The 22,263-nt window shown below is 72.6% G+C and carries 21 protein-coding genes and 1 tRNA gene; 15 read left to right on the forward strand and 7 right to left on the reverse strand.

What is annotated here, in order from left to right:
• Positions 1–42 precede the first annotated feature (42 nt).
• Together BJK06_RS06015 and BJK06_RS06020 are read right to left on the reverse strand one after the other, a co-directional pair.
• Positions 43–390 carry a hypothetical protein gene (locus tag BJK06_RS06015; RefSeq protein ID WP_070417120.1) on the reverse strand — a complete coding sequence of 116 codons (348 nt, stop codon included), beginning with the start codon at positions 388–390 and terminating at the stop codon, positions 43–45.
• Positions 380–1,447: a DUF6177 family protein gene (locus BJK06_RS06020; RefSeq protein ID WP_070417121.1), complete on the reverse strand. Its 1,068-nt coding sequence runs from the start codon at positions 1,445–1,447 to the stop codon at positions 380–382. The genes BJK06_RS06015 and BJK06_RS06020 overlap by 11 nt, the downstream gene beginning before the upstream one ends.
• Positions 1,448–1,657: 210 nt before the next feature.
• Between BJK06_RS06020 and BJK06_RS06025 the strand changes: the two genes are divergently transcribed.
• The 13 genes from BJK06_RS06025 to BJK06_RS06085 all read left to right on the forward strand — a co-directional run bounded on the left by BJK06_RS06025 (position 1,658) and on the right by BJK06_RS06085 (position 16,243).
• Positions 1,658–1,731: transfer RNA gene (locus BJK06_RS06025), tRNA-Gly, on the forward strand.
• Between the two features lie 14 nt (positions 1,732–1,745).
• Positions 1,746–2,363, forward strand: a complete 618-nt coding sequence (locus tag BJK06_RS06030; protein WP_070417122.1) for a GntR family transcriptional regulator — start codon at positions 1,746–1,748, stop codon at positions 2,361–2,363.
• Between the two features lie 303 nt (positions 2,364–2,666).
• Positions 2,667–3,995, forward strand: a complete 1,329-nt coding sequence (locus tag BJK06_RS06035) for an MFS transporter (RefSeq protein WP_070417123.1) — start codon at positions 2,667–2,669, stop codon at positions 3,993–3,995.
• A gap of 71 nt (positions 3,996–4,066) precedes the next feature.
• Complete coding sequence (locus BJK06_RS06040) at positions 4,067–4,969, forward strand: ABC transporter substrate-binding protein (RefSeq protein WP_070417124.1); 903 nt, start codon at positions 4,067–4,069, stop codon at positions 4,967–4,969.
• Positions 4,966–5,976 (forward strand): ornithine cyclodeaminase family protein, encoded by a 1,011-nt coding sequence (locus BJK06_RS06045; RefSeq protein WP_070417125.1) that lies wholly within the window; start codon positions 4,966–4,968, stop codon positions 5,974–5,976. The genes BJK06_RS06040 and BJK06_RS06045 overlap by 4 nt, the downstream gene beginning before the upstream one ends.
• Before the next feature lie 26 nt (positions 5,977–6,002).
• Positions 6,003–6,965, forward strand: coding sequence for a class A beta-lactamase (gene bla, locus BJK06_RS06050; RefSeq protein WP_070417126.1), 963 nt, complete (start codon positions 6,003–6,005; stop codon positions 6,963–6,965).
• A gap of 69 nt (positions 6,966–7,034) precedes the next feature.
• Positions 7,035–8,303 carry an FAD-binding oxidoreductase gene (locus BJK06_RS06055; protein ID WP_070417127.1) on the forward strand — a complete coding sequence of 423 codons (1,269 nt, stop codon included), beginning with the start codon at positions 7,035–7,037 and terminating at the stop codon, positions 8,301–8,303.
• Positions 8,300–9,430, forward strand: a complete 1,131-nt coding sequence (locus tag BJK06_RS06060; protein WP_070417128.1) for an FAD-dependent oxidoreductase — start codon at positions 8,300–8,302, stop codon at positions 9,428–9,430. The genes BJK06_RS06055 and BJK06_RS06060 overlap by 4 nt, the downstream gene beginning before the upstream one ends.
• Positions 9,427–10,989 (forward strand): ABC transporter substrate-binding protein, encoded by a 1,563-nt coding sequence (locus BJK06_RS06065; RefSeq protein ID WP_070417129.1) that lies wholly within the window; start codon positions 9,427–9,429, stop codon positions 10,987–10,989. The genes BJK06_RS06060 and BJK06_RS06065 overlap by 4 nt, the downstream gene beginning before the upstream one ends.
• On the forward strand, positions 10,986–12,341 hold the full coding sequence (locus tag BJK06_RS06070) for a M20/M25/M40 family metallo-hydrolase (protein WP_083295097.1): 1,356 nt from the start codon (positions 10,986–10,988) through the stop codon (positions 12,339–12,341). Before BJK06_RS06065 ends, BJK06_RS06070 begins: the two co-directional genes overlap by 4 nt.
• 490 nt (positions 12,342–12,831) lie before the next feature.
• Positions 12,832–13,947, forward strand: coding sequence for a glycerate kinase (locus tag BJK06_RS06075; RefSeq protein ID WP_070417130.1), 1,116 nt, complete (start codon positions 12,832–12,834; stop codon positions 13,945–13,947).
• Positions 13,948–14,089: 142 nt separating this feature from the next.
• Positions 14,090–15,136 carry an NAD(P)-dependent alcohol dehydrogenase gene (locus BJK06_RS06080; RefSeq protein WP_070419271.1) on the forward strand — a complete coding sequence of 349 codons (1,047 nt, stop codon included), beginning with the start codon at positions 14,090–14,092 and terminating at the stop codon, positions 15,134–15,136.
• Positions 15,137–15,283: 147 nt separating this feature from the next.
• Positions 15,284–16,243, forward strand: coding sequence for an AraC family transcriptional regulator (locus tag BJK06_RS06085; RefSeq protein WP_070417131.1), 960 nt, complete (start codon positions 15,284–15,286; stop codon positions 16,241–16,243).
• On the opposite strand, the gene BJK06_RS06090 is transcribed toward BJK06_RS06085, so the two are convergent.
• The 4 genes from BJK06_RS06090 to BJK06_RS06105 form a co-directional block, all read right to left on the reverse strand.
• Positions 16,240–17,640 (reverse strand): hypothetical protein, encoded by a 1,401-nt coding sequence (locus BJK06_RS06090; RefSeq protein WP_070417132.1) that lies wholly within the window; start codon positions 17,638–17,640, stop codon positions 16,240–16,242. The two genes, BJK06_RS06085 and BJK06_RS06090, sit on opposite strands and share 4 nt — an antisense overlap.
• The gene (locus tag BJK06_RS06095) at positions 17,630–18,409 is read right to left on the reverse strand and encodes a TIGR03943 family putative permease subunit (protein WP_070417133.1); all 780 of its coding nucleotides are present in this window, start codon (positions 18,407–18,409) and stop codon (positions 17,630–17,632) included. The genes BJK06_RS06090 and BJK06_RS06095 overlap by 11 nt, the downstream gene beginning before the upstream one ends.
• Entirely contained in the window at positions 18,396–19,427 is a 1,032-nt protein-coding gene (locus BJK06_RS06100; RefSeq protein WP_070417134.1) for a permease, read from the reverse strand. Before BJK06_RS06100 ends, BJK06_RS06095 begins: the two co-directional genes overlap by 14 nt.
• A 72-nt stretch (positions 19,428–19,499) precedes the next feature.
• Complete coding sequence (locus BJK06_RS06105) at positions 19,500–20,078, reverse strand: TetR/AcrR family transcriptional regulator (RefSeq protein WP_070417135.1); 579 nt, start codon at positions 20,076–20,078, stop codon at positions 19,500–19,502.
• A gap of 97 nt (positions 20,079–20,175) precedes the next feature.
• On the opposite strand from BJK06_RS06105, the gene BJK06_RS06110 reads away from it, so the two are divergent.
• Together BJK06_RS06110 and BJK06_RS06115 are read left to right on the forward strand one after the other, a co-directional pair.
• Positions 20,176–20,490, forward strand: coding sequence for a multidrug efflux SMR transporter (locus BJK06_RS06110; protein WP_070417136.1), 315 nt, complete (start codon positions 20,176–20,178; stop codon positions 20,488–20,490).
• Position 20,491: 1 nt separating this feature from the next.
• Entirely contained in the window at positions 20,492–20,896 is a 405-nt protein-coding gene (locus tag BJK06_RS06115; protein ID WP_070417137.1) for a multidrug efflux SMR transporter, read from the forward strand.
• Between the two features lie 161 nt (positions 20,897–21,057).
• On the opposite strand, the gene BJK06_RS06120 is transcribed toward BJK06_RS06115, so the two are convergent.
• The gene (locus tag BJK06_RS06120; protein WP_070417138.1) at positions 21,058–22,197 is read right to left on the reverse strand and encodes an LLM class flavin-dependent oxidoreductase; all 1,140 of its coding nucleotides are present in this window, start codon (positions 22,195–22,197) and stop codon (positions 21,058–21,060) included.
• Between the last annotated feature and the right edge of the window lie 66 nt (positions 22,198–22,263).

The raw sequence follows: 22,263 nt of genomic DNA on the forward strand, positions 1-22,263 counted from the left end.
CGCGCTGACCCCACTCCGGGTGACCGCAGAGGCGGTCGGTGCTCAGTCGCCGTGGACGATGCAGACCGCGTCGAGGTCCATCGCGGCCTCGAGCGCGGCGGAGATCCCGGACTCGCCGTCCGCCCCCTCGGGCGTCACGGTGTCCACCCACCACAGCGGCGTCGACAGCGTCGGGGCGTCCGGCAGGATCCGCTCGACCTCGTCGAGGGCGTCCACGCGCCGCACCGCGAGCACGGTGATCACGGGGTGCGTGGCGTCCCGGCAGACCTGCATCATCGGGCCGTCGTCGAGCGCCCGGACACCCCAGGACTCGTCGTGCAGGAGCAGCGCCTCGGCGACGTCGCGCGTCTCCACCGGCCCGCGGCAGAGCAGGGTGACGTCACGGGGCACGGTGACCGCCGAACACGTGCGAACCGTCCCCGACGTGGCCGTCCAGCGTGCCCTCGTCGTGCGCCGGGTCGAGCGGGGCACCACCGACGAGCTGCAGGAACCGGTCCTCGTCGATGCGGTCGAGGAACGCCTCGAGCGCTTCCCAGCCGTCGTCGAAGCGCACGACGAGACCGCCGCCGCCGAACGTCGAGGTGGTCGTGCGCGGCGGGGGCCACACGCCGTCCCGGTCGAGGAACTCGGTCGCCTCGGGTCCGACCACGACCGCCAGCGGCGCGGGTTCGCCGTGCGAGACGGCACGGACGAGGTGGTCGGCGTCACCACGACGCTGCATCACCACACCGAAGACGGGTTCGACGTCCTCGGCGACGCGGTGCACGGCGTCGAGGAGCCGCGGCGCGAGCGTCTGGTCGGCACCGTCCTCGGGGATCGTGAGCACGGCGGACATCGTCTCGACGACCACGCCGTCGAGCAGGTGCGCGGTCATCGTCGCCGAGAAGCCCTCGCCCACGGCGTACGACGTCGACACCGCCGGGGCCTCGTGCTTGGCGTACTGCGTGACGACCCAGCGGTCCCACGGCACGGTGAGCGGTTCGGCGGTGCCCCAGCGCGTCGGGCAGGTGCCGACCGTCTCACACAGGGCCTCGATCGCGGACCCGATGTCGATCGCGCGTTCGGCGTGGTGACGCAGCGTGAGGTCGATGCTGATCTGCCGCACCGAGTCGCGCGCGACGGGGTGCTCCGGCGAGGGCGTGCCGACGAGCTCGGGTCCGCGGTGCACGAAGTCCTCGATGCGGGAGGCTGCGACGCCGGTCCGCCCGTCGCGGAGCGTGCCGTCGGGATCGGTGACGGCCCACGCGGCCCCGTACGCGCCGAGGGCGTGCCGGAGCGCCGGTGTGAGTGCAGAGCCGGGCCCGGTGCGGAGGACGACGAAGCGTCCGGACTCGGATGCCCGACGGAGCAGGGAGGCGAGCGCCTCGGTCAGCCACACCACCGGCGAGGCCGAGTCGACCACGATCGCGGGGCCGACCACGTCGTCGATGAGGGGATGTCTGACCATCCGGGTCCTCCTCGGGTTCGCGGGTCGCTCGATCCACCTGGACGGTACACACGGGGGCGACACCTGTCCGTCAGACGGACCGGCTCACAGCGGAGACACGGGTCCGGCCAGGAGGCGCGGTGCGGGTCGGCAGCGCCACGCTCGGCGGGCACTCGGCTGGCGTCCAGCGCGGAATCCGCTAGGCTTGCGACGTCCCGCTGAGCGGGGTGCGCGAGTGTAGTTCAATGGTAGAACTCCAGCTTCCCAAGCTGGTAGCGCGGGTTCGATTCCCGTCACTCGCTCCAACTAGCATCGTGCTGTGGAGTCCAAGCCGGCATCTGTCCTCAAGGCGATCAGGGCCGAGATCATCGCCGGTACGCTGCCACGCGGCTCCCGCCTGAAGGAAGACGCCCTGGCCGAACGCTTCGGGGTCTCACGGGTCCCCGTGCGTGAAGCACTCCGTCAGCTGGAGACCGAGGGGTTCGTCGAGTCCGAGAAGTTCAAGGGCGTCCGCGTCGCCGACTCCTCGACCGAGGTCGTCATCGAGCTCATGCAGATCCGCCGCGGACTCGAGGTGCTGGCTGCCGAGCTCGCCGCTCGTCGCCAGGGCGGCGAGTGCGCCGACCTGCTGCGCGCCGTCGGTCACGAGGAACGGTCCGACCAGGAGATCGAGGCCGCGCAGTCGCCGCGGTTCGCGTTCCACGGGCTGGTGGCGCGCGCCGCGGGGAACAGCCGACTCGAGACGATGATCGACCACCTGATCCACCAGACTGCCTGGGCCTTCGAGCGCGTGACGCAGGACGAGGTGGCGTCGAGCAGCGATGACCACACCGCCGTCGCCGGCGCGATCCTGCGCGGCGCCTCGGTGCAAGCGGGCCTGCTGATGGACGAGCACCTGCGCCGCGACGAAGCGATCTACCGGGCGCTGAACCCGTAGGAACGTATACGAAAACCCCCGAGGGGCTTGGTCGGCGCCAGCCGTGATGCTTGGATGTCCGGGTGACACAGGCAGCCGTAACGAACCGTCTCGTGTTCGAAACCAGCCTGAAACAGCTTTTCGTATACAAAAGAGTGACCGCACGGTGCACCGCCCTCACTCTTCCCCCGCTGGAGTCACGAATGTCCGCTGTCACCCGCTCCACCGCACCAAACCCGAACCGCGTCCGCCGCCCGACCCGAGGGCGGCATCGGATCCGCCCTCGACTCGATCGGCTTCACCCGGGCCCAGTTCTGGGTCCTCATGCTCATCCTCGCCGGGGAGTTCTTCGACACGCTCGAGCAGAACTCCGTCGGCGCGATGGCCACCAACATCAAGGCCTCGCTCGCCATCGGCGACGTGCAGCTCTCGACGATCAACACCGCCACCGTCCTGGGTGGCCTGGTCGGACGGTTCCTGGCCGGCTGGCTCGCCGACAAGTACGGCCGACGGTTCTCGCTCGGCCTCAACCTTCTCGTCTACACGCTCGGCGGCCTGCTCAGCGCGGTGTCGTTCAACTTCGACATGCTGCTCGTCAGTCGGTTCATCGTCGGCATCGGCGTCGGCGGCGAGTTCATGATCGGCATCGCGATGCTGTCCGAGATGGTGGCCACGAAGTACCGCGGTGGTCTCATCGCGACCATCAACGTCGGTGCCGGCGGCATCGGCAACTTCATCTCCTACGGCCTCTTCCTGCTGCTGCTCGGGCCGCTGGCCGTCCCGCTCGGTGGTGACGACCAGGTCTGGCGCTGGACCTTCGTGATCCTCGCGATCCCCGCACTGTTCGTCGTCCTGTACCGCCGCAAGCTGCCTGAGACGCCGCGCTGGTTGCTCTCGAAGGGCCGTGTCGACGAGGCGAACCGATCGCTCGCGATCCTCGCTTCGAACACGCTCACGCCGCCCGCCGAGACCGCGCCGCCGGTGCGTCTGACGCCGGCGGACCTGCCCCCGGTCGCACTGCACTCCTCGCCCGCCGCGGTCTTCCACAAGCTGATGCTCCGCCGGACGATCGCGATCGGCGTCGCGTCGTGGATGGCCTTCGGCGTCCAGGTCACGCTGAACTTCCTGATGCCGACCCTGCTCGTCGAGCGCGGCTACACGGTGTCGCAGAGCCTGCTCTACACGATGATCATGAACGTCGGTTCGCTCCTCGGGTGCACGGCAGCGGCACTCCTCGCCAACCGCGTCGGACGCCGGCCCCTCATCGCCGTCGCGGGCATCCTCGGCTGCCTCACCGCCCTGGCGTTCGCGGCGTTCGGCAACGACACCGCCGCGATCCTCGTGCTCGGCGCCCTCTTCCAGTTCTTCACGATGCTGACGAACACCACGCTCGCCGCCTGGACCGCCGAGGTCTACCCGACCGCGATCCGTGCATCCGGCGCCTCGATCGTCAACGGCATCGGCAACATCGCCGGAGCGGTCATGCCCTTCGCGGCCATCGCCCTGTACGGCTCGTGGGCCTTCGCCGGTGTCTTCGGACTCGCCGCCGTCATGTACGCGGTGCTCGTGGTCGCGTCGCGCTTCGCCCCCGAGACCCGCGGACGTTCCCTCGAGGACGTCAACGAGAACGCCCTCTCGACCTCCACCGCCTGACCGACGGCACCACCCGCACCACCCCGGTGGGCCGGACATCCCGGCCCACCACCCCACGATCGGAGAACACCATGGACACCCTGAAGATCTCGGCGACCGCGAACGGCCTGAACTACCTGCCCGAGTACGTCGCCGACGTCGGCGGACTGTTCGCCGAGCGCGGCCTGGCCGTCACCGCGAAGGCGTGCGACCCGTGGACCGGCGTGCTCGACGACATCGACTCGCACGAGGCCGACCTCGCGCTCGGCGGCCTGTGGGTCCCCGCGATGTACGCCGGCACCTCGAGGAAGCTCTCCGTCGTGGGACAGCTCAACCACGGGTTCCCGATGACCATCGTCGCCCGCGACGAGACCGCCCCGATCACCCTGGACTGGCTCGCCGGCAAGGTCGTCCTGGCGCCCGGGGCCGGCGGCAGCGCACCGTACGAGTTCACCGCCGGACTCGTCCGCGAGGCCGGGTTCGACGTCGCCGCGACCCGCTTCGTCCGTGACCTCTCCACCGCGATGCTCATCGAGCTCTACCAGGGCGGCCTCGGCGACGCGATCATCCTCGACCTCGTCTCCGCCCAGGAACTCGTCGCCGCCGGTGGGGGCACCATCGTCTTCCGGCACCTCGACGCCGGTGGCGTGATGCCGAACAGCGTCTACTACACGCGCACGGACCGCATGGACGAGCTCGGCGACCGGGTCGACCGGTTCGTCGACGGCATCGCCGCCGCGATGGCCAAGATCACCGCGGGCGACGCCGACGCCGAGATCGCGGCCGTGCTCGCCGCCCGGTGGCCGGAGAAGGACGCTGCCCTGCTGCGGCGGGCCGCCGACGAGATGGCCGCCGGGGGCGTCTGGGACACCGCGGTCGTCGACCGCGAGGCCTCCGACCGCTGGATGCGCATCCTGTTCGACGGCGGGCTCACGACCCACACCCCGTCGCTCGAGGAACTGCTCGGCGCCTCGACCGCCGTCGCCGCGTCGTGACCGTCGTCCTCGGCGCCGCCGACGTCGCCGGTCTCATCGACGCCGTCGACGTCGTCGGGGCCGTGGAGGCCGTCCACGCCGACCTCGGGACCGGCGCGATGCAGCAGCCGGCTCCGGTCGCCCTGACCGGCGCCGACGACGCGCTCTTCCTGCCGATGGCCGTGCGGTCCGACCGACTCGGGCTCGTGGCCGTCAAGCTGATGGCCGACATCCCCGAGAACAGCGCACGGGGGCTGCCCTCGCAGCGGTCGACGATCCTGGTGTCCTCATCGGTGACGGGTGAGTGCGTGGCGGTCCTCGACGGCATGGCCATCACCCGGGCCCGGACCGCGGCGACCAGCGTGGTCGCGACGAAGCACCTCGCCCGCTCGGGCAGCCGGACCCTCGGGATCCTCGGCGCGGGCAACCTCGCCGTCGAGCACGTCCGCGCGTTCGAGGCCGTGCGACCGTTCGAGCGGATCGTCCTCTGGTCGCGCTCGTCGGGAACGGTCGCCCGCTTCCTCGACGCCGTCGGCCCGGACGTCGCCGGGCGGTGCGGGGTGGTGCACGAGGCCCGTCGGGTGGTCGAGGGGTCCGACGTGCTCTGCACCCTCACGCCCTCGGTCGATCCCGTCGTCCGAGGAGCCTGGTTGCACGCGGGCCAGCACGTGAACGCGGTCGGAGCACGTCCGCGCCCGACCCACCGGGAGCTCGACGGCGCCGCGATGGCGCGCGGCACCCTGTTCGTCGACAGCCGTGCGACGGCCTGGACGAAGTCCGGCGACCTGCTCGAGGCCGTCGTCGAGGGGACGGTCCCGCAGGACCTCCACCCCGCTGAGCTCGGCGAGGTCGTCGCCGGGCGTGCCCCGGGCCGGACCACGGACGACGAAGTCACCGTGTTCGACTCGGTCGGGCTCGGCGCGCAGGACCTCGCCGTCGCCGCCCGCGTGATCGAGCTCGCGCGGGAACGGCGCGTCGGGACGGAGGTCGCGGTCGCACGGGTCGGGGTACCGGTTCCCGGCAGGTGACCAGGGTCGGGCGGCAGGGTGCTGCCATGCGCCGTGCTCTCCCCCTGGTCATCGCCGGCATCGTCGCCGCACTCGCCCTGACCGGCTGCAGCGGCGGGAGCCCGGGCATCACCGCGGCCGCACCGTCACCGACGCGCACAGCCCCGTCCTCACCGACGCCGACGCCCTCGCCGACCCCGACCATCACCGCCACCGACCGGGCTGCCGTCGACCGCACCCTCGCCGACCTCGAGCGGGAGTACGACGCCACGGTCGGCGTCGTCGCGACCGACACCACCACCGGCGAGACCGTCGCGTACAACGGCGACCGCCGCTTCGGCTACGCGTCGACCCTCAAGGCGTTCGCGGCGGCGCAGTTCCTCCGCGCGGTGCACGGTGCCGACCGGGACGAGCGGGTGCGCTGGAGTGCGGCGGACGCCACCGCCGCCGGCCACTCCCCCGTCACGAGCGAGCACGTCGCCGACGGCCTGACGGTCGCCCAGCTCGCCGAGGCCGCGGTCCGGCAGAGCGACAACCTGGCCCTGAACCTCGTCCTCGACCGCATCGGTGGCCCCGCGGGGCTCGACCGAGCCCTGGCGGAGCTCGGGGACCGCACCACCGAGGTCGTGCACGACGAACCGGCCCTCAACACGATCGAGCCCGGCAGCACCGAGGACACCACGACCCCGGCGGCGTTCGCGGCGACGCTCGCCACGGTGCTCGACGGCCAGACGCTCGGACGTTCCGACACCGCGCTGCTCGAGCACTGGATGAGCGGCAACGCCACCGGCGACACCCTCGTCCGCGCAGGCGCTCCCGAGGGCTGGACGGTGGTCGACAAGTCCGGCGGCGCGGGCGGCATCCGGAACGACGTCGCACGCGTGACCCGGCCGGACGGCGGCCCGATCGTCATCGCCGTCCTCACGACCCGCAACGCCCCCGACACCGCCTACGACGACGCCCTCGTCGCACGGTCCGCCGCGGCGGTGCTCGACGCGTTCGACGGCTGACGGCCGCCCGGCGTCACACGGCGTCATGCACGACACCTGTCGGGGACGCCGGGCAACTACGATCTGGTCATGTCCTCCCCCGACTCCCCCACGGTCGTCGTCGGCGCCGGCATCATCGGTCTGAGCACCGCGTGGCACCTCGCCGACCTCGGGCAGCGCGTCGTCCTCGTCGACAGCGGCCCCGCCGCCGGTGGCACGACAACCGCCGGTGCCGGGTTCGTGGGCCAGTGGGCAGCCGGGTACGCCTGGTACTGGAACGAGTCCGAACGCGACGTCGAGCAGTACGGCATCGACTTCTACCGGCGGCTGGACGAGTCCGGCCACGGTCCGACGGGCTACCGCCGCAACGGGAACGTCTGGCTGACGGTCACCGAACAGGGCCGCGCGGACCACATCCCGCCGTTCGAGGACCACCCGCTGCGCCCGGCCGGTGCGCGGACGCTCACCCCGGCGGAGGCGGCCGACCTCGTCCCCGGACTCGACCCGTCCGCCGTGACCGCCGGATTCCTCCACCCGGACGGCATCCAGATCAGCGCGCCCGACACGGCCGCCGCGCTGGTCGGTGCGCTGCGGGCGAAGGGCGTCGAGATCCGCGAGCACACCGCGGTCGCGGGCCTGGAGGCGCGGGACGGCTCCGTCACGGGCGTCCGGACCGCGGGCGGCGAGGTCATCGACGCCGCGCGGGTCGTCCTCGCCGCCGGCAGCTGGACGAACGCCCTGCTCGCGCCCCTCGGTCGCGAGCTCCCGACGGTGCGCGTGGTCGCGAGCCGCCTCGTGACGAAGCCGTTCGGCCTGCCGGGCACGCTGCCGACCCTGATGCTCCCCGAGCTCGAGGGGCTCTGGATCCGGGAGCACCGCGGCGGCCTGACCTACGGCGCCGGGAGCGGGTACGAGGCGCTGCACGTCGGTGGCGCGGACCGGGGCACCGATCCCGCGCGCCGCCCGGTCCGGACGGACCTGCTCGACGCCATGCGGACCTCCGTGCACCCGATCGTCGCGCGGCTCCTCCCAGCGGCGGCGAGCGTGCTCGGAGCGGACGAGACCCCGACGCAGGGCGTGGTGTCGATGACCGCCGACCGGAACTTCATCGTCGGCCCGGTCCCCGAGCTCGCCGGGCTCGTGGTTGCGGGCGGGGACAACGAGTCCGGCGTCACCCACGGCCCCGGTCTCGGCCGGATCGCCGCCGAGCTGAGCGTCGCGGGGACGACCACCCTCGGCGACGCGAGCCGGTACGACCCCGCACGCTTCCCGGCCCGTGCGCCGAGCGAGGCCGACGTCGTGGCGATGATGCCGGCCCGACGCGAGGCCGATGCCCGACGAGCCGGAGCGACGGCATGAGCGACCGGACGACGACGCACGTCGTGATCGGCGGCGGGGTCGTCGGTGCCGCCACCGCCTACGCCCTCACGCTCCGCGGCGAGCGCGTCGTGCTCGCCGAGCAGCACGAGCGGGGGCACCACCGGGGGTCGTCGCACGGCGCCACCCGGATCTTCCGGCAGGGCTACGCCGATGCCGAGTACGTCGCACTGACCACCCGGGCGCTCGCACTGTGGGAGGCGCTCGAGGCCGCGGCGGGCGAGGAGCTGATCGTCCGGACGGGCGCTGTCGACCACGGGCGGCCCGCGGTCGTCGACGCCATCGCCACGGCGCTCGCGGACGCCGGCATCCCCCATGAGACCCTCAGCCCGGACGCCGCCGCCGCGCGCTGGCCGGGCATCGCGTTCGAGGGGCACGTCCTGACGCACGCGACCGCGGGGCGGATCCGGTCCGACCGCGCGATCGAGGTGTTCCTCACGCTGGCCGACCGCACGGGGCTCGCCGACCTCCGCTTCGACACCCGGGTCACCGGGCTCGAGGACCACGGCGACGAGGTGACCGTGGCGCTGTCAGACGGGTCCACCCACCGCACGTCCTCGGTGATCGCGGCCGTGGGGTCGTGGGCACCCACGCTGGTGGGCGACCTGCTCGCGGAACGCGGGGCGCGCCTCCCGGCCCTCCGTGTCACGCAGGAGCAGCCCGCCCACTTCCCCAGCCACCTGCCGGACGAGGCCTGGCCGAGCTTCGTGCACTGGGCCGACGGCGACGACGTGTACGGCCTGCTGACCCCGGGCGAGGGCGTCAAGGTCGGGTTCCACGGCACCGGCCCCGTGGTCGACCCCGACCACCGCGACTTCACCCCCGTGCCCGCCGAGGCCGAGCGCCTGCAGGCGTACGTCGCCCGGTACGTGCCGGGTGTCGACGCGACGAAGCCGACGTTCATCAGCTGCCTGTACGACAACTCCCCCGACGAGGACTTCGTGATCGACCGTCGAGGTCCGGTCACGGTCGCGACCGGGTTCTCCGGCCACGGCTTCAAGTTCGCTCCGTTGCTCGGCGACATGATCGCCGACCTCGCGACCGACGGGCCACCACCCCCGGCCCGCTTCTCCCTCTCGAAGCACCACCCCACTCCCTCAGGACCATGACGACCCGACTCCTCAGCGCCATCGCGCTCACCGCCACCGCCGCCGCCGTGCTCACCGGTTGCGCGTCCACCGGCTCGTCCGGCACGGACCCCGTCGACGGGCTCGTCGTCGGCACCACCGACGTCGTGACGTCCCTCGACCCGGCCGGCGCCTGGGACCGCGGGAGCTACACGGTGCAGACGCAGCTCTACCAGCACCTGCTCACCTACCCCGCCGGGAAGACCACGACCAGCCCCGAGGTCGCGAAGTCCTGCGACTTCACCGACGGCACGCACTACGTGTGCGAGATCCGGGACGGCCTCACGTTCTCGAACGGCGACGACCTGACCGCGAAGGACGTGGTGTTCTCGTTCGAGCGCCAGGTGTCCCTCGGGTCGACGAACGGCCCGGGCTCGCTGCTGGCCAACATGGCGTCCGTGTCGGCGTCGGGCAGCACCGTGACGTTCACCCTGAAGCAGGCCGACGACCAGACGTTCCCGTACGTGCTCGCGAGCATGGCGGGGGCGATCGTGGACTCGAAGGTGTTCTCCGCGACGAAGGTGCACGCGAACGACGGGGTGGTGGGCTCCGGGCCCTACGCGCTGCAGGACGCCGCGGACGGCGGGGCGACGATCGCCCTCACCGCGAACACTCGGTACGACGGCGACGCGCCGGCCACGAAGAGCGTCACGATCAAGCAGTACACGAAGTCCGCGGACCTCAAGCTCGCCGTGCAGAAGGGAGACGCCGACGTCGCCTACCGCCAACTGACCCCGACCGAGGTGACGTCGCTGTCCTCGGACGACTCGCTGCAGACCGTGCACGGCGACTCCGGCGAGGTCCGGTTCCTGGCGTTCAACCTGCAGACGATGCCCGGGAAGGACGCCGCGCAGAAGCAGGCGATCCGGCAGGCCGTCGCGGCGACGATCGACCGCGAGGCGATCGCGAAGGACGTCTACCAGGGCACCTACACCCCGGCGTACTCGATCGTGCCGAACGGGTTCCAGGGCGCGACCGAGGCGTTCGAGGACGCGTACGACGGCGCCGACGCGAAGTCGATCCTGCGGGATGCCGGCGTGACCACTCCGGTGCGGCTGCCGATCGAGTACACGACCGACCACTACGGCTCGGGCTCCGACGACGAGTACGCGCTCATCCAGCAGCAGCTCGAGGACACCGGCCTGTTCACGGTCGACCTGCAGTCGGCCAGCTGGGACACCTACGTCGGGAACGTCGGCAAGGGCGAGTACCCCGTGTTCCAGCTCGGCTTCTTCCAGGACTACCCGGACGCCTCGTCGTACCTGACCCCGGCGTACGGCGCGACCGACGTGAACCTGCTCGCGAACCACTTCGACGACGCCACGGTGAACGGCCTCGTCGCGTCGCAGGCCGTCGAGCCGGATGCGGCCGAGCGGAAGCAGCAGATCGAGCAGATCCAGCAGGACACCGCCGAGTCGGTGCCGCTCATCCCGCTGCTCGCCGGGCAGGAGAACGTCATCGGGCAGGAGTCGCTGACCGGGCTGTCGAAGTCGGTCGACGCGTCCGGCGAGTTCCGGATCTGGGAGATCGGTCGCTCGTGAGCAGCTCCCCGCTGCGCGCCGCCGTCGGCGCCCGCATGCCCGCCGGGCTCGACGACCTCGCCGCGCTCGTCGCGGTCCCGTCGGTCCACGACCCCGCCGTGCAGTCGCTCGACGACTGCCACCGGGTCGCGGAGGCGGTGCGGGTCGCGTTCGGCGACCTCGGCCTGGAGGCGCGACTCGCCACCACCGCGGACGGCTCGCGGGCGGTCATCGCGACCCACCCCGCGCCGGCCGGAGCGCCGACGGTGCTGCTCTACGCGCACCACGACGTGCAGCCCGCGGGCGACCTCGCGGCCTGGACGAGCGATCCGTGGACCCTGACACCGCGGGACGGGCGGCTCTACGGCCGCGGCGCGGCGGACTGCAAGGGCGGGATCGTCACGCACCTCGTGGCACTCCGGGCGCTGCTCGACGTGCACGGAGCGTTCCCGGTCGGGCTCGTCGTGGTCGTCGAGGGTTCCGAGGAGCAGGGCACCGACGGCCTCGAGCAGTACGTGTCGTCGCACGCCGCCGACTTCCGGCACGTGGACACCGCCGTCGTGATGGACGCCGGGAACGCCGCGGTCGGGGTGCCGGCGCTCGTGACGACGCTGCGGGGCACCGCGTTCGTCGAGCTCCGGGTCCGCGCGCTGCGGGGCACCGTGCACTCCGGGATGTTCGGCGGGGCGGCGCCGGACGCGATCGCGGTGCTGGTCGCGCTCCTCGCCACGCTCCGGGACGAGGTCGGCGACACCACGGTCGACGGCCTCGACGCCTCGCAGACCTGGGACGGCCTGCCGTACGACGCCGACCGGTTCGCCGCCGACGCCGGGCTGCTCGACGGAGCGGAGCCGATCGGCTCGGCGGACCCGGCGTCCCAGGTCTGGGCACGCCCGGCCCTCACGGTCGTGGGCATCGACGCCCCGGCGGTCGCGGGGTCCTCGCCGGCCGTGCAGGCGACCGCCGGTGCCGCGCTGAACCTCCGCGTGCCGCCGGGTGTCGACCCCGCGGCGGCCGGCGAGCTGCTCGTCGCGCACCTGCTGCGGCGTGCACCGGCCGGCGTCGAGGTGACGGCTCGGGTCACCGGGGTGGGCGCCGGGTTCCGCGCCGAGGGCGGTCCGTCGTCGGCGGCGTTCCGCGCGGCGCTCTCGGAGGCGTACGACGGGGCCCCGGTCGGGTCGCTCGGCGGCGGCGGCTCGATCCCGCTGTGCGCGACGCTCGAGCGGGCGATCCCGGACGTCGAGGTGATCCTGGCCGGAGTGTCCGAGCCGGCGGCGAACGTGCACGGCCCCGACGAGAGCGTCGACCCGTCCGAGATCGAGCACATGGCCCTGGCCGAGGCGCTCTTCCTCGCCTCGCTCACCACCCCCTGACCCCGCGGCGGCCGATCACGCCGCGCGTTGGTGTCCGTGTTCGGTCTCGGCCGTGACCGTTCTGGTGCACGAATCCCGGGTCTCGCGAACCAGAACGGTCACCGACGCCGGCCGATGGCGGGTCCCGTGCAGGTGACGGACGGCGCCGGGCGTCCGGCCGTCGGAACCGCCGCTGCCGTCCGAGCGGGCCGGACCACCCGGGGCGCGCGGGCCGTCCGGACCACCCGGGCCGTCCGGGGCGCACGAGGCCCCCGGGCATTCCGGGGTGCGCGGGCCGTCCGGGGCGCACGAGGCCCCCGGGCATTCCGGGGTGCGCGGGCCGTCCGGGGCGCACGAGGCGCCCGGCCCGTCCGGGGCGCCGGGGCGCGCGAGGCGCCCGGGTCGTCCGGGGCGCGCGAGCCGTCCGGGGCGCACGAGGCGCCCGGCCCGTCCGGGGCGCCGGGGCGCGCGGGCCGTCCGGGGTGCGCCGGCCGTCCGCTACGGTGGTGCCGTGCGCATCGTGGTGGCTCCGGACTCGTTCAAGGGGACCGCGACGGCGGCCGAGATCGCAGCGGCCGTGCGCGACGGCTGGCTCGCCGAACGTCCGGGCGACGAGGTCGTCCTGGCACCGATGGCGGACGGCGGCGAGGGCACGCTCGACGCCTTCGAGACGGCGATCCCGCTGGCCGTCCGGGTGCCGATCACCGTCACCGGTCCCGCCGGCGCCCCCGTCGACACGCACTGGCTGCAGCTGCCCGACGGCCGCGCCGTGGTCGAGCTCGCCGCCACGAGCGGGCTCCCCCTGCTGTCCGAGGTCCTGCCCGACACCGCGACGAGCCGGGGCTTCGGCGAGGCGATCGCCGCCGCCCTCGACGACGGGGCGACCGGGCTCGTGCTCGGCGTCGGCGGCAGCGCCTCGACCGACGGCGGTGCCGACGCCCTGATCGGGCTGGGTGCACTCGTCCACCGGGATCCCGCGGTCCCCGAACACCCGCCGCGACCGCGTCAGGGCGCCGAGCTGCTCGACGACGTCACCGGCGTCGACACCACGTGGATGCGCCGGCTACCGGAGCACGGCGCCGTCGTGCTGACCGACGTGACCTCACCCCTGCTCGGACCGACCGGCGCTGCGGCGGTGTTCGGCCCGCAGAAGGGCATCGCACCAGAACGGATCGCCGCCTTCGACGCCCGGCTGGCCGACTGGGCGCGCTGCTTCCCCGACGTCGACCCGACGACCCCCGGCGCCGGAGCGGCCGGCGGAGTCGGGTTCGGACTGCTCGCCTGGGGTGCGACGCTGGCGGGCGGAGCGGCCGCCGTCGCCGAGGTCCTCGGGCTGCCGGCGCTCCTCGACGGCGCCGACGTCGTGATCACCGGCGAGGGTCGGTACGACGGGCAGTCCGCGGCCGGCAAGGTGCCGAGCGTGGTGCGGACCCTCGCGTCGACGCACGCACCGGGTGCCCGGGCGATGCTCGTGGCCGGTGCGATCGACGCCGCGCTCGACGACTTCGACGCTGCCGCCTCGCTCACCGTGCTGTCCACGCAGACGACGGGCGAGCCGGACGACGCCCTCGCCGACCCGCTGCGCTTCGCCCGGATCGCCGGCCAGCGACTCGCCCGCCTGGCCTGACGCACGGCGAGCCCTGCGCCCGCGCGCGACACGCCCGCATTCCGTGCAGGGGTGCCCCAACGGGACCTCCCACCCGATGGCGCGCTCCACCACACTGGTGGAGGGCCGGAACCGGCCCGGACGCACCACCCACGAGGAGACCATGCGCACCGTCAACGCGTACGCCGCACCGTCGGCCACCGAGCCGCTCGTCAAGACCACCATCACCCGTCGCGACGTCGGCCCGAACGACGTCGAGATCGACATCGCCTACGCCGGCATCTGCCACTCGGACATCCACACCGTCCGCGGCGAGTGGGGCGAGATCCAGTACCCGCAGGTCGTCGGCCACGAGATCGTCGGCCACGTCACCAGCGTCGGGGAGAACGTCACCAAGCACCAGGTCGGCGACCGCGTCGGCGTCGGCTGCATGGTGAACTCCTGCGGCGAGTGCGAGAACTGCGTCAAGGGCGAGGAGCAGTACTGCCTCAAGGGCAACATCCAGACCTACGCCGGCGTCGACCCCGCCGACGGCAGCATCACCCAGGGCGGCTACTCGCAGGCCGTCGTCGTGAACGAGGACTTCGTCCTCCGCGTCCCCGAGTCGCTCGACATCGAGAAGGTCGCGCCGCTGCTCTGCGCCGGCATCACCACCTACTCGCCGCTGCACCACTGGGGCGTCGGCCCCGGCTCGAAGGTCGCCGTGATCGGCATGGGCGGGCTCGGCCACATGGCCGTGAAGATCGCCGTCGCACTCGGCGCCGAGGTCACCGTCCTGTCGCAGACCACCTCCAAGCAGGAGGACTCGCTCCGCTTCGGCGCGACGGCGCACTACGCGACGAAGGACCCGGAGACGTTCGAGAAGCTCGCGAGCTCCTTCGAGCTGATCATCAACACGGTCTCCGCGAAGATCCCGATGGGCGCCTACCTCGGCCTCCTCAAGGTCGACGGCACCCTCGTCAACGTCGGCGCACCGTCCGAGCCGCTCGAGGTCCCGGCGTTCGCCCTGATCCCGCGCCGGCTCAGCTGGGCCGGGTCCGCGATCGGCGGCATCCGCGAGACCCAGGAGATGCTCGAGTTCTGCGCCGAGCACGGGATCCTGCCGGAGACCGAGCTCATCAGCGCCGACCAGATCAACGAGGCCTACGAGCGCGTCCTGTCCTCGGACGTCCGCTACCGCTTCGTGATCGACGCGGCGACGCTCGCGTAACACGCGACCACCAACGCGACGGGAGGCGCGGTGCCAGCTGGCACCGCGCCTCCCGTGCGTCCAGCGGTCTGTCCCCACAACGCGAGCCGGTCGTCCGGCTGGCGCAGCTGACGGGCCGGGCACAGCCGTTCACGCCAGACTCGATGCATGAGCAGCACGGCGGAGGAGGGCCCCGCATCCCTCGTGTCCGTCGCCGGGACGGACACCGACACCGCTGTCGCCGACCTCGCCGGCATGTACGCCGGCCGTGCGTGGCACTCCGGCCGCACCGACGGCGACTACTGGTACCGCTACGTCGGGATCGGCGACGAGCGGATGAGCATCCGACGGTCACAGATGCACGGATCGCTCCGCGGGGACGTCGCCGTCGAGGGCGAGGTCGTCGTCCAGTGGATCGACAGCGGCTCCGCGTCCATCGACGTCGGCCGCGACGAGATCCGCCTGCAGCACGGTGTCCCGACACTGTTCCCGATCGAGCGACGCTTCGACATGGACTACCGCGACTGGGACCAGCGGCTCGTGCACCTCGACCGTGACCTCGTGCTCGACGTCGCGTCGGAGCGGTACCTCGTCGACCGCACGGTCGACTTCGACCGGACGACGCCGCCGACGCCCGCGGCGATCGCCGAGTGGCGCCGAGCGGTCGCGCAGTCCGTGCAGGCACTGCGCACGTCGGGGAACGAGTCGCTCGCCTGGCACGAGGCGCAGCGCGGGGTCGCGTCGGCGCTCCTCGACCTGTACCGGTTCCGCGCCGAGGCGGTCCCGGCGGGATGGGGACAGCACCGCAACGCACGCATCCGGGCGGCCGTCGAGTACCTGCACGCCCACGCTCACGAGCCGTTGACGGTGTCGGACGTCGCACGGGCTTCCGACCTCAGCGTCCGCGGGCTGCAGGAGGCGTTCCAACGCGCCCTGGACCGGTCGCCGATGCAGTACCTGCGAGAGGTCCGCCTCCGTCGCGCCCACGAGGACCTCGTGGCCTCCCACGTCGGTCAGGTCTCCGTCGCGGACGTCGCCGCCCGGTGGGGTTTCACGCACATGGGCCGGTTCTCGGGCGAGTACCTGCGGCGGTTCGGGGAGTACCCGAAGCAGACGCTCCGCCGCTAGCCGACCTCGTCGCCGGACGGCAACGCCGTGCACCAGTCGACGGACCCGGCGTCGACGCTCGCCTCAAGCGCGCCGGACGCCGCGTCGACGATGCTCACGAGCACACCGCCGGCCGACTTCGTCGCCACGGCGACGAACTGCCCGTTCAGGGACGGGCAGACGGCCGTGACGCTCGCGTCGTCGGGGACGGAGACGGGCAGCCTGGAGGCGCGGCTCCCCTCCACGCGCACGATGCGTTGGGCGAGCGTCCCGTCGGCACGCACGTCGCCCACCACCCGCAGGTAGCCGTCGTCGGTGAGCGGGGCGATCCGGCCGAGGTACGCCGCGTCGGTGCTGCCGGCCGGTGCCTGCAGCTCGGTGCGCTTCCCGTCCGTCAGGTCGAGGCGGACGATCCCCGTGCCGGTCTCGACGACCGCCGTGGTGCCGGTGCCGACGAAGCCGTGCAGGTACGTGGCGCTCCCCAGCCGGACGGGGTCGGTCCGCCCGCTCATGTCGACGAGCACGAGGTCGTCGCTGCCGGTGCGGACGAGGGCGCTCTCCGTGCGGGGCACGTAGGCCCACTGCCCGACGCTCATCGGGACCGCCCCCGTCCTCGGCTTCCCGCTCGCGTCGATCGCGGTCGGCAGGTGGGTGCCGGTCATGTCGACGACGTAGAGCCCGACGTTGCGCGACTGACCGGTGGACGTGTCGGCGTACTCGAAGCCGAACGAGGCGCCGTCGTCGGCGGCGTGCAGGGCCGTGACACGTCCCTCAGCGGTCGGGAGCGTCAGGTGCTCGACCGGGAGGTCCTCGTCCTGCACCCCGCCGGCGAGCGGCACGATGTCGACCGACGACCCGGCGTCCGTGCCGCTCACAACGACGAGCGACCGGCCGAGGCGGACGTACTCCGAGATGCCGGTGCCCTCGTACACTGTGGTCGCGCCCCCGGCGTCGAGGGACCGGCGGACGATGCGGTCCTCGCTCCCGGCGGCACCCGGGACCAGCGCGAGCACGTCGGTGCTGCCCGTGCGGATCGACGTGCGGAGGTCGGCGGTCGCGCGCTGCCCCGGCGCCCGGACGCCCGCGACCGAGATCTCGTACGAGCGGTCGTAGGCCAAGGGGCCGGTGAACTCGACCGCGATGGTGTTGCCGCTCGACGTCACGGTGTGGGCCGCTGCCGGACTGACCCGGACGTCCTGCGCCGACACGCGCTCGATCGCCTGGTTCGCGGTGAGGATCACGCGCTGTGCCGGTCGGGACACCAGGCCGGAGGCGTCGTACGACACGTCGCGCAGCCGTGGGCCCTGCTGCGATCCGACGACCGCCGCGGCGCTGCCGACGACGACGAACACCAGGACGGTCGCGACGAGGCGACGGCGGAAGCGGTTCCGGGGGCGTTCTCGCAGCTCAGTACTCATACGGGTCCTCGGGCTGCTCGACGCCCCGCACCGTGGCGGCGCGGATGACGATGCGGGCATCGGCCGACTGGTCCGGGTTGGCGGCGAGCGCTCCGCGGACCCGGACCCACGCGCCCTGGGCCGGGACCGTCCCGTCGGTGTCGACCCCGATCCCGACGGGTTGGGCGTCCACCGCGCAGCAGCTGATCACGAACCGGGTGAGGGTGAAGGACCCGTCCGCGCCCGGGACGACGAAGCCCGTCAGGTCGACCCGCTTGCCGACGAGCGACGTGGTGTCGGTCGTCTGCCGGATGAGGGCGGCCCAGTCCTTGACGCCGTACTCCGAGGTGTCGACCGAGGTGCTGCCGAGCAGGGACACCGCGGCCTGGGACCCGGTGGCGTTCGACAGGGTCGCCGAGTCGACGCTCCGCTGCTGCGCGGTGCGGGCGGACAGCGTCGTCGGGGGCAGGACCAGCATGGCGGCGGTGACCCCGACGGTGACGAGGGCGGCCACGCCGCTGAGGACGATCCGTGTGCGGCGAGCCGCGCCTCCTGGGCGGTGTTCGTGCCCCTCGTCGTGATCGTGCCCGTGTCCGCGCGCGGTCACCACCAGGCCGGCGATCGACGCGGGCACCGCGACGGCCGCGAGCACGACCGTGAAGACCGAGTAGCGCGGGTTGATGTACAGGTCGAGGTGCCCGGCGAGGGCGATCCACAGCGTGCACAGCGCCACCGCGAGCACGGACCCGAGGCCGAGGGACGACGACAGGCGGGACTCAGACGAGGACATTCATCACCAACCCGACGGTCGCGGCGAACAGGACGCAGACGACGGCGAGCAGCACCAGGAAGCGCGCACGGAACGTCGTCCGGAGCAGGGCGATCATCTTCACGTCGATGATCGGCCCGATGATGAGGAACGCGGTGATCGACCCGGGGAGGAACGTCGACGCGAAGGACAGCGCGAAGAAGGCGTCGACGTTCGAGCACAGGGAGACCGTCATCGCGAGGAGCATCATCGCCGCGACGGAGAGCACCGGGTTCGCGCCGATCGACACGAGCGTGGACCGGGGCACGGCGACCTGGATCGCTGCGGCGAGCCCGGCGCCGACGAACAGCGCGGGCATCATCGTCGCGGTCTCGCCGCCGAACTGCGCGGCGCTGTCCCGCCAGCGGTTCCGGGACCGAGGCGCACCGACGGCCGCTCGGCAGCGGGCCTCGAACGCGGGCAGCAGCAGCTCGGTCGGACGACGGTGCGCGGCGACGATCCAGCCGACGAGGTTCGCGATGACGAAGCCGCCGACGATGCGCACGGGCAGGATCCAGCCGGACCACCCGAACGCCTGGGCGGTGCTGATGATCACGAGCGGGTTGAGGATCGGGGCGGCGACGAGGAAGGTGACGGCCTCGGCGGGCGTGAAGCCGCGCATCATGAGGCCGCGGGCGAGTGGCACGTTCCCGCACTCGCACACCGGGAAGAGCATGCCGATCAGGGAGATCACGGCCCGGCGCGGGATCGGCCGCTGCGGCAGGACCTTCTCGAGCGCGCCGACGGGGACCCACACCTCGACGACGATGGACAGCAGGATGCCGAGCACCACGAACGGCAGGGACTCGACGACGACGCTGATCGCGAGCGTGAGGAAGTCCTGCACGACGTTGGGCAGGCCCGCGGTGCCGACGGCCGGCGAGAGCAGGCGGATCCCGAGCAGCACGGCGACGGCGAGCAGCACCAGCCCGGGGCCGGTGAGGCTCCGGGAGCGGGACGCGGCGGTGGGGCGCTGCTGCGGCGGCGTGGTCGTCGTCACCGGGCAAGGATAGGCGACGCGCGGTGCACCGGGGTGGTGGCGCGGCGGCGCTGGGCGCGCGCCGTCCCGCGCTCAGCGCCGCGCGAGCCCGTCGAGGTGCCGGTCGAGCACGTCGATCGCCCAGTCGCCGGACTCCCCCGGGGCGACCCGCACGAGGTGCATCGCGAGCCCGTCGATCAGCGCGTGCAGCCGACGGACCTCGTACTCGCGATCGGCCGCCGGGACGCCCACGAGCTCGAGCACCTCCTCGCTCCACTCCCGCATCTCGACCACGACCAGGTCGAGCGCCGGCCGCAGTTCGGCGTCCGTGAGGGCCGCGTTCGCGAGCGCCAGGTACACCTCGAGCTCGATGACCCGCTCGTCGTCGAGGGGCAGCAGCTCGAGCAGGAGCTGGTGCGCGCGCTCGCGGGTCGGCAGCCCCTCGGGGATCGCGGCGATCCGTTCCCGGGTGCGGTCGAACACGAGCGTGATGGTGTGCTCGCGCAGGCTCGACTGCGTCGGGAAGACGTAGCGGACGGTGCTCGGCGGCAGCCCGGCCTCTGCCGCGACGTTCCGCACGCTCAGCGCGCCGAGGCCGTCACGCGCGAGGACCCGCCACGCCGCCTCGGACACGGAGCGACGTCGTTCCTCGATGTCGATGCTCCTGGCCACGGGCCAATACTCGCACAGTCGTACGAGTTCGTGCTACCGTGGAGTTCGTTGTCGCACAGTCGTGCGACTTGCGGAACGAGATCGAAGGGAGACCGTCATGGCGTGGACAGTCCTCGTCCTGTCGGGCGTGCTCGAGGCGGTGTGGGCCACTGCACTGAGCGCATCGAACGGCTTCAAGAAGGTCGTGCCGACGATCGTGTTCATCGTCGGCATGGCACTCAGCATGGTGGGGTTGGCGTTCGCCATGAAGGAGATCCCGGTCGGCACCGCCTACGCGGTCTGGGTCGGCATCGGCGCATCGCTCACCGTGATCGTCGCGATCCTCCGCAGGCAGGAGGCCGCGTCCGTCGCCCGGGTCGCCCTCGTGCTCGGGCTCGTGGCCTGCGTCGTCGGCCTGAAGGTGGTGAGCTGAGGTGCCGTGGATCGTCCTGTTCGTCAGCGCCGCGCTCGAGACCGTGTGGGCCACCGCCCTCGGTGCGAGCGACGGCTTCACCGAGCTCCGTCCGACGATCGTCTTCGCGATCACCATCGCGGTGAGCCTCGGGGCCTTCGGGTACGTGCTCAAGCACATCCCGATCAGCACCGCCTACGCGGTGTGGACGGGGACCGGAGCGGCGCTCACGGTCCTCTGGGGCATGGCCACCGGCGCGGAGCCCGTGACCGCACTCCGCCTGCTGCTCATCGCCGGGATCGTCGGCTGCGTGGTCGGCCTGAAGCTCGTCCCGGCCCGCCCGGCCGGCCCGGCGCGCCCGTCCGCGGCCGCGGCCCGCGCAGGCGCCGCGGCGCCGCCCGCGAAAGCGACAGAATCCCGCCCGTGAAAGGCGGCACGGTGCCGCTTCGACGGGAGCGACCGCGCGCCGCCCCTGGCAACTGTCGCTTTCGCGGACGGGTCGGCCGCAGCCTGATACGCGACCCGAGACGGACTGGAGGCGCGGTGCCAGCTGGCACCGCGCCTCCAGTCCGTCAAGCGGTCACGCGATCAGACGGACGCACCCGTCCACTCGTCCTCGGCGGCGACGTGGTCGCTGCCCAGGGTGCCGGCGGCCATCGCCGCGGCCACGCGGTCGGCGTGCGACGGCGGGTTCGAGGGGACACCTTCCGGGCGGCCCTCCTCGTTGATCTTCCGCAGCTCGGGGACGATGTCCTCGGCCAGGATGTCGATCTGCTCGAGCACCGTCTTGAGCGGCAGCCCGGCATGGTCGACGAGGAACAGCTGGCGCTGGTAGTGCCCGACGTGGTCCTTCATGGCGGCGTACCGGTCGATCACCTGCTGCGGCGAACCGACCGTGAGCGGGGTCTGCTCGGTGAAGTCCTCCATCGAGGGCCCGTGCCCGTAGACCGGCGCGTTGTCGAAGTACGGGCGGAACTCGTCGATCGCGTCCTGCGAGTTCTTCCGCGCGAAGAACTGGCCACCGAGTCCCACGATCGCCTGGTCGGCGCGGCCGTGCCCGTAGTGCTCGAAGCGCTGGCGGTACAGGCCCACCATCTGCTCGGTGTGCTGGATCGGCCAGAAGATGTTGTTGTGGAGGAATCCGTCGCCGTAGTAGGCGGCCTGCTCCGCGATCTCCGGCGTGCGGATCGAGCCGTGCCACACGAAGGGCGCGACACCGTCGAGCGGACGCGGCGTCGAGGTGAAGCCCTGCAGCGGCGTGCGGAACTTGCCCTGCCAGTTGACGACGTCGTTCTCCCAGAGCTGGCGGACGAGCGCGTAGTTCTCGATCGCGAGGTTGACGCCCTGGCGGATGTCCTGCCCGAACCACGGGTAGACCGGCCCGGTGTTGCCGCGGCCCATCATGAGGTCCATGCGGCCATCGGAGATGACCTGGAGCATCGCGTACTCCTCGGCGATGCGCACCGGGTCGTTCGTGGTGATGAGGGTCGTCGACGTCGAGAGCGTGATGTGCTTCGTGCGTCCCGCGAGGTAGCCGAGCATCGTCGTCGGGCTCGAGGCGACGAACGGCGGGTTGTGGTGCTCACCGGTCGCGAAGACGTCGAGTCCGGCCTGGTCGGCGTGCTCGGCGATCGTCAGGATGTCGCGGACCCGCTGGGTGTCGTCGGGGGTCCGGCCGGTGACCGGGTCGGTCGTGACGTCACTGACCGTGAAGATGCCGAACTGCATGATGCGCCGCCTTCCGCGGAGTCCCTCCGCCTGCGATTTCGATGCGTTTGCATCGACTTGCTCGGT

It is taken from the genome of Curtobacterium sp. BH-2-1-1 (assembly GCF_001806325.1).
Lineage (GTDB): Bacteria > Actinomycetota > Actinomycetes > Actinomycetales > Microbacteriaceae > Curtobacterium.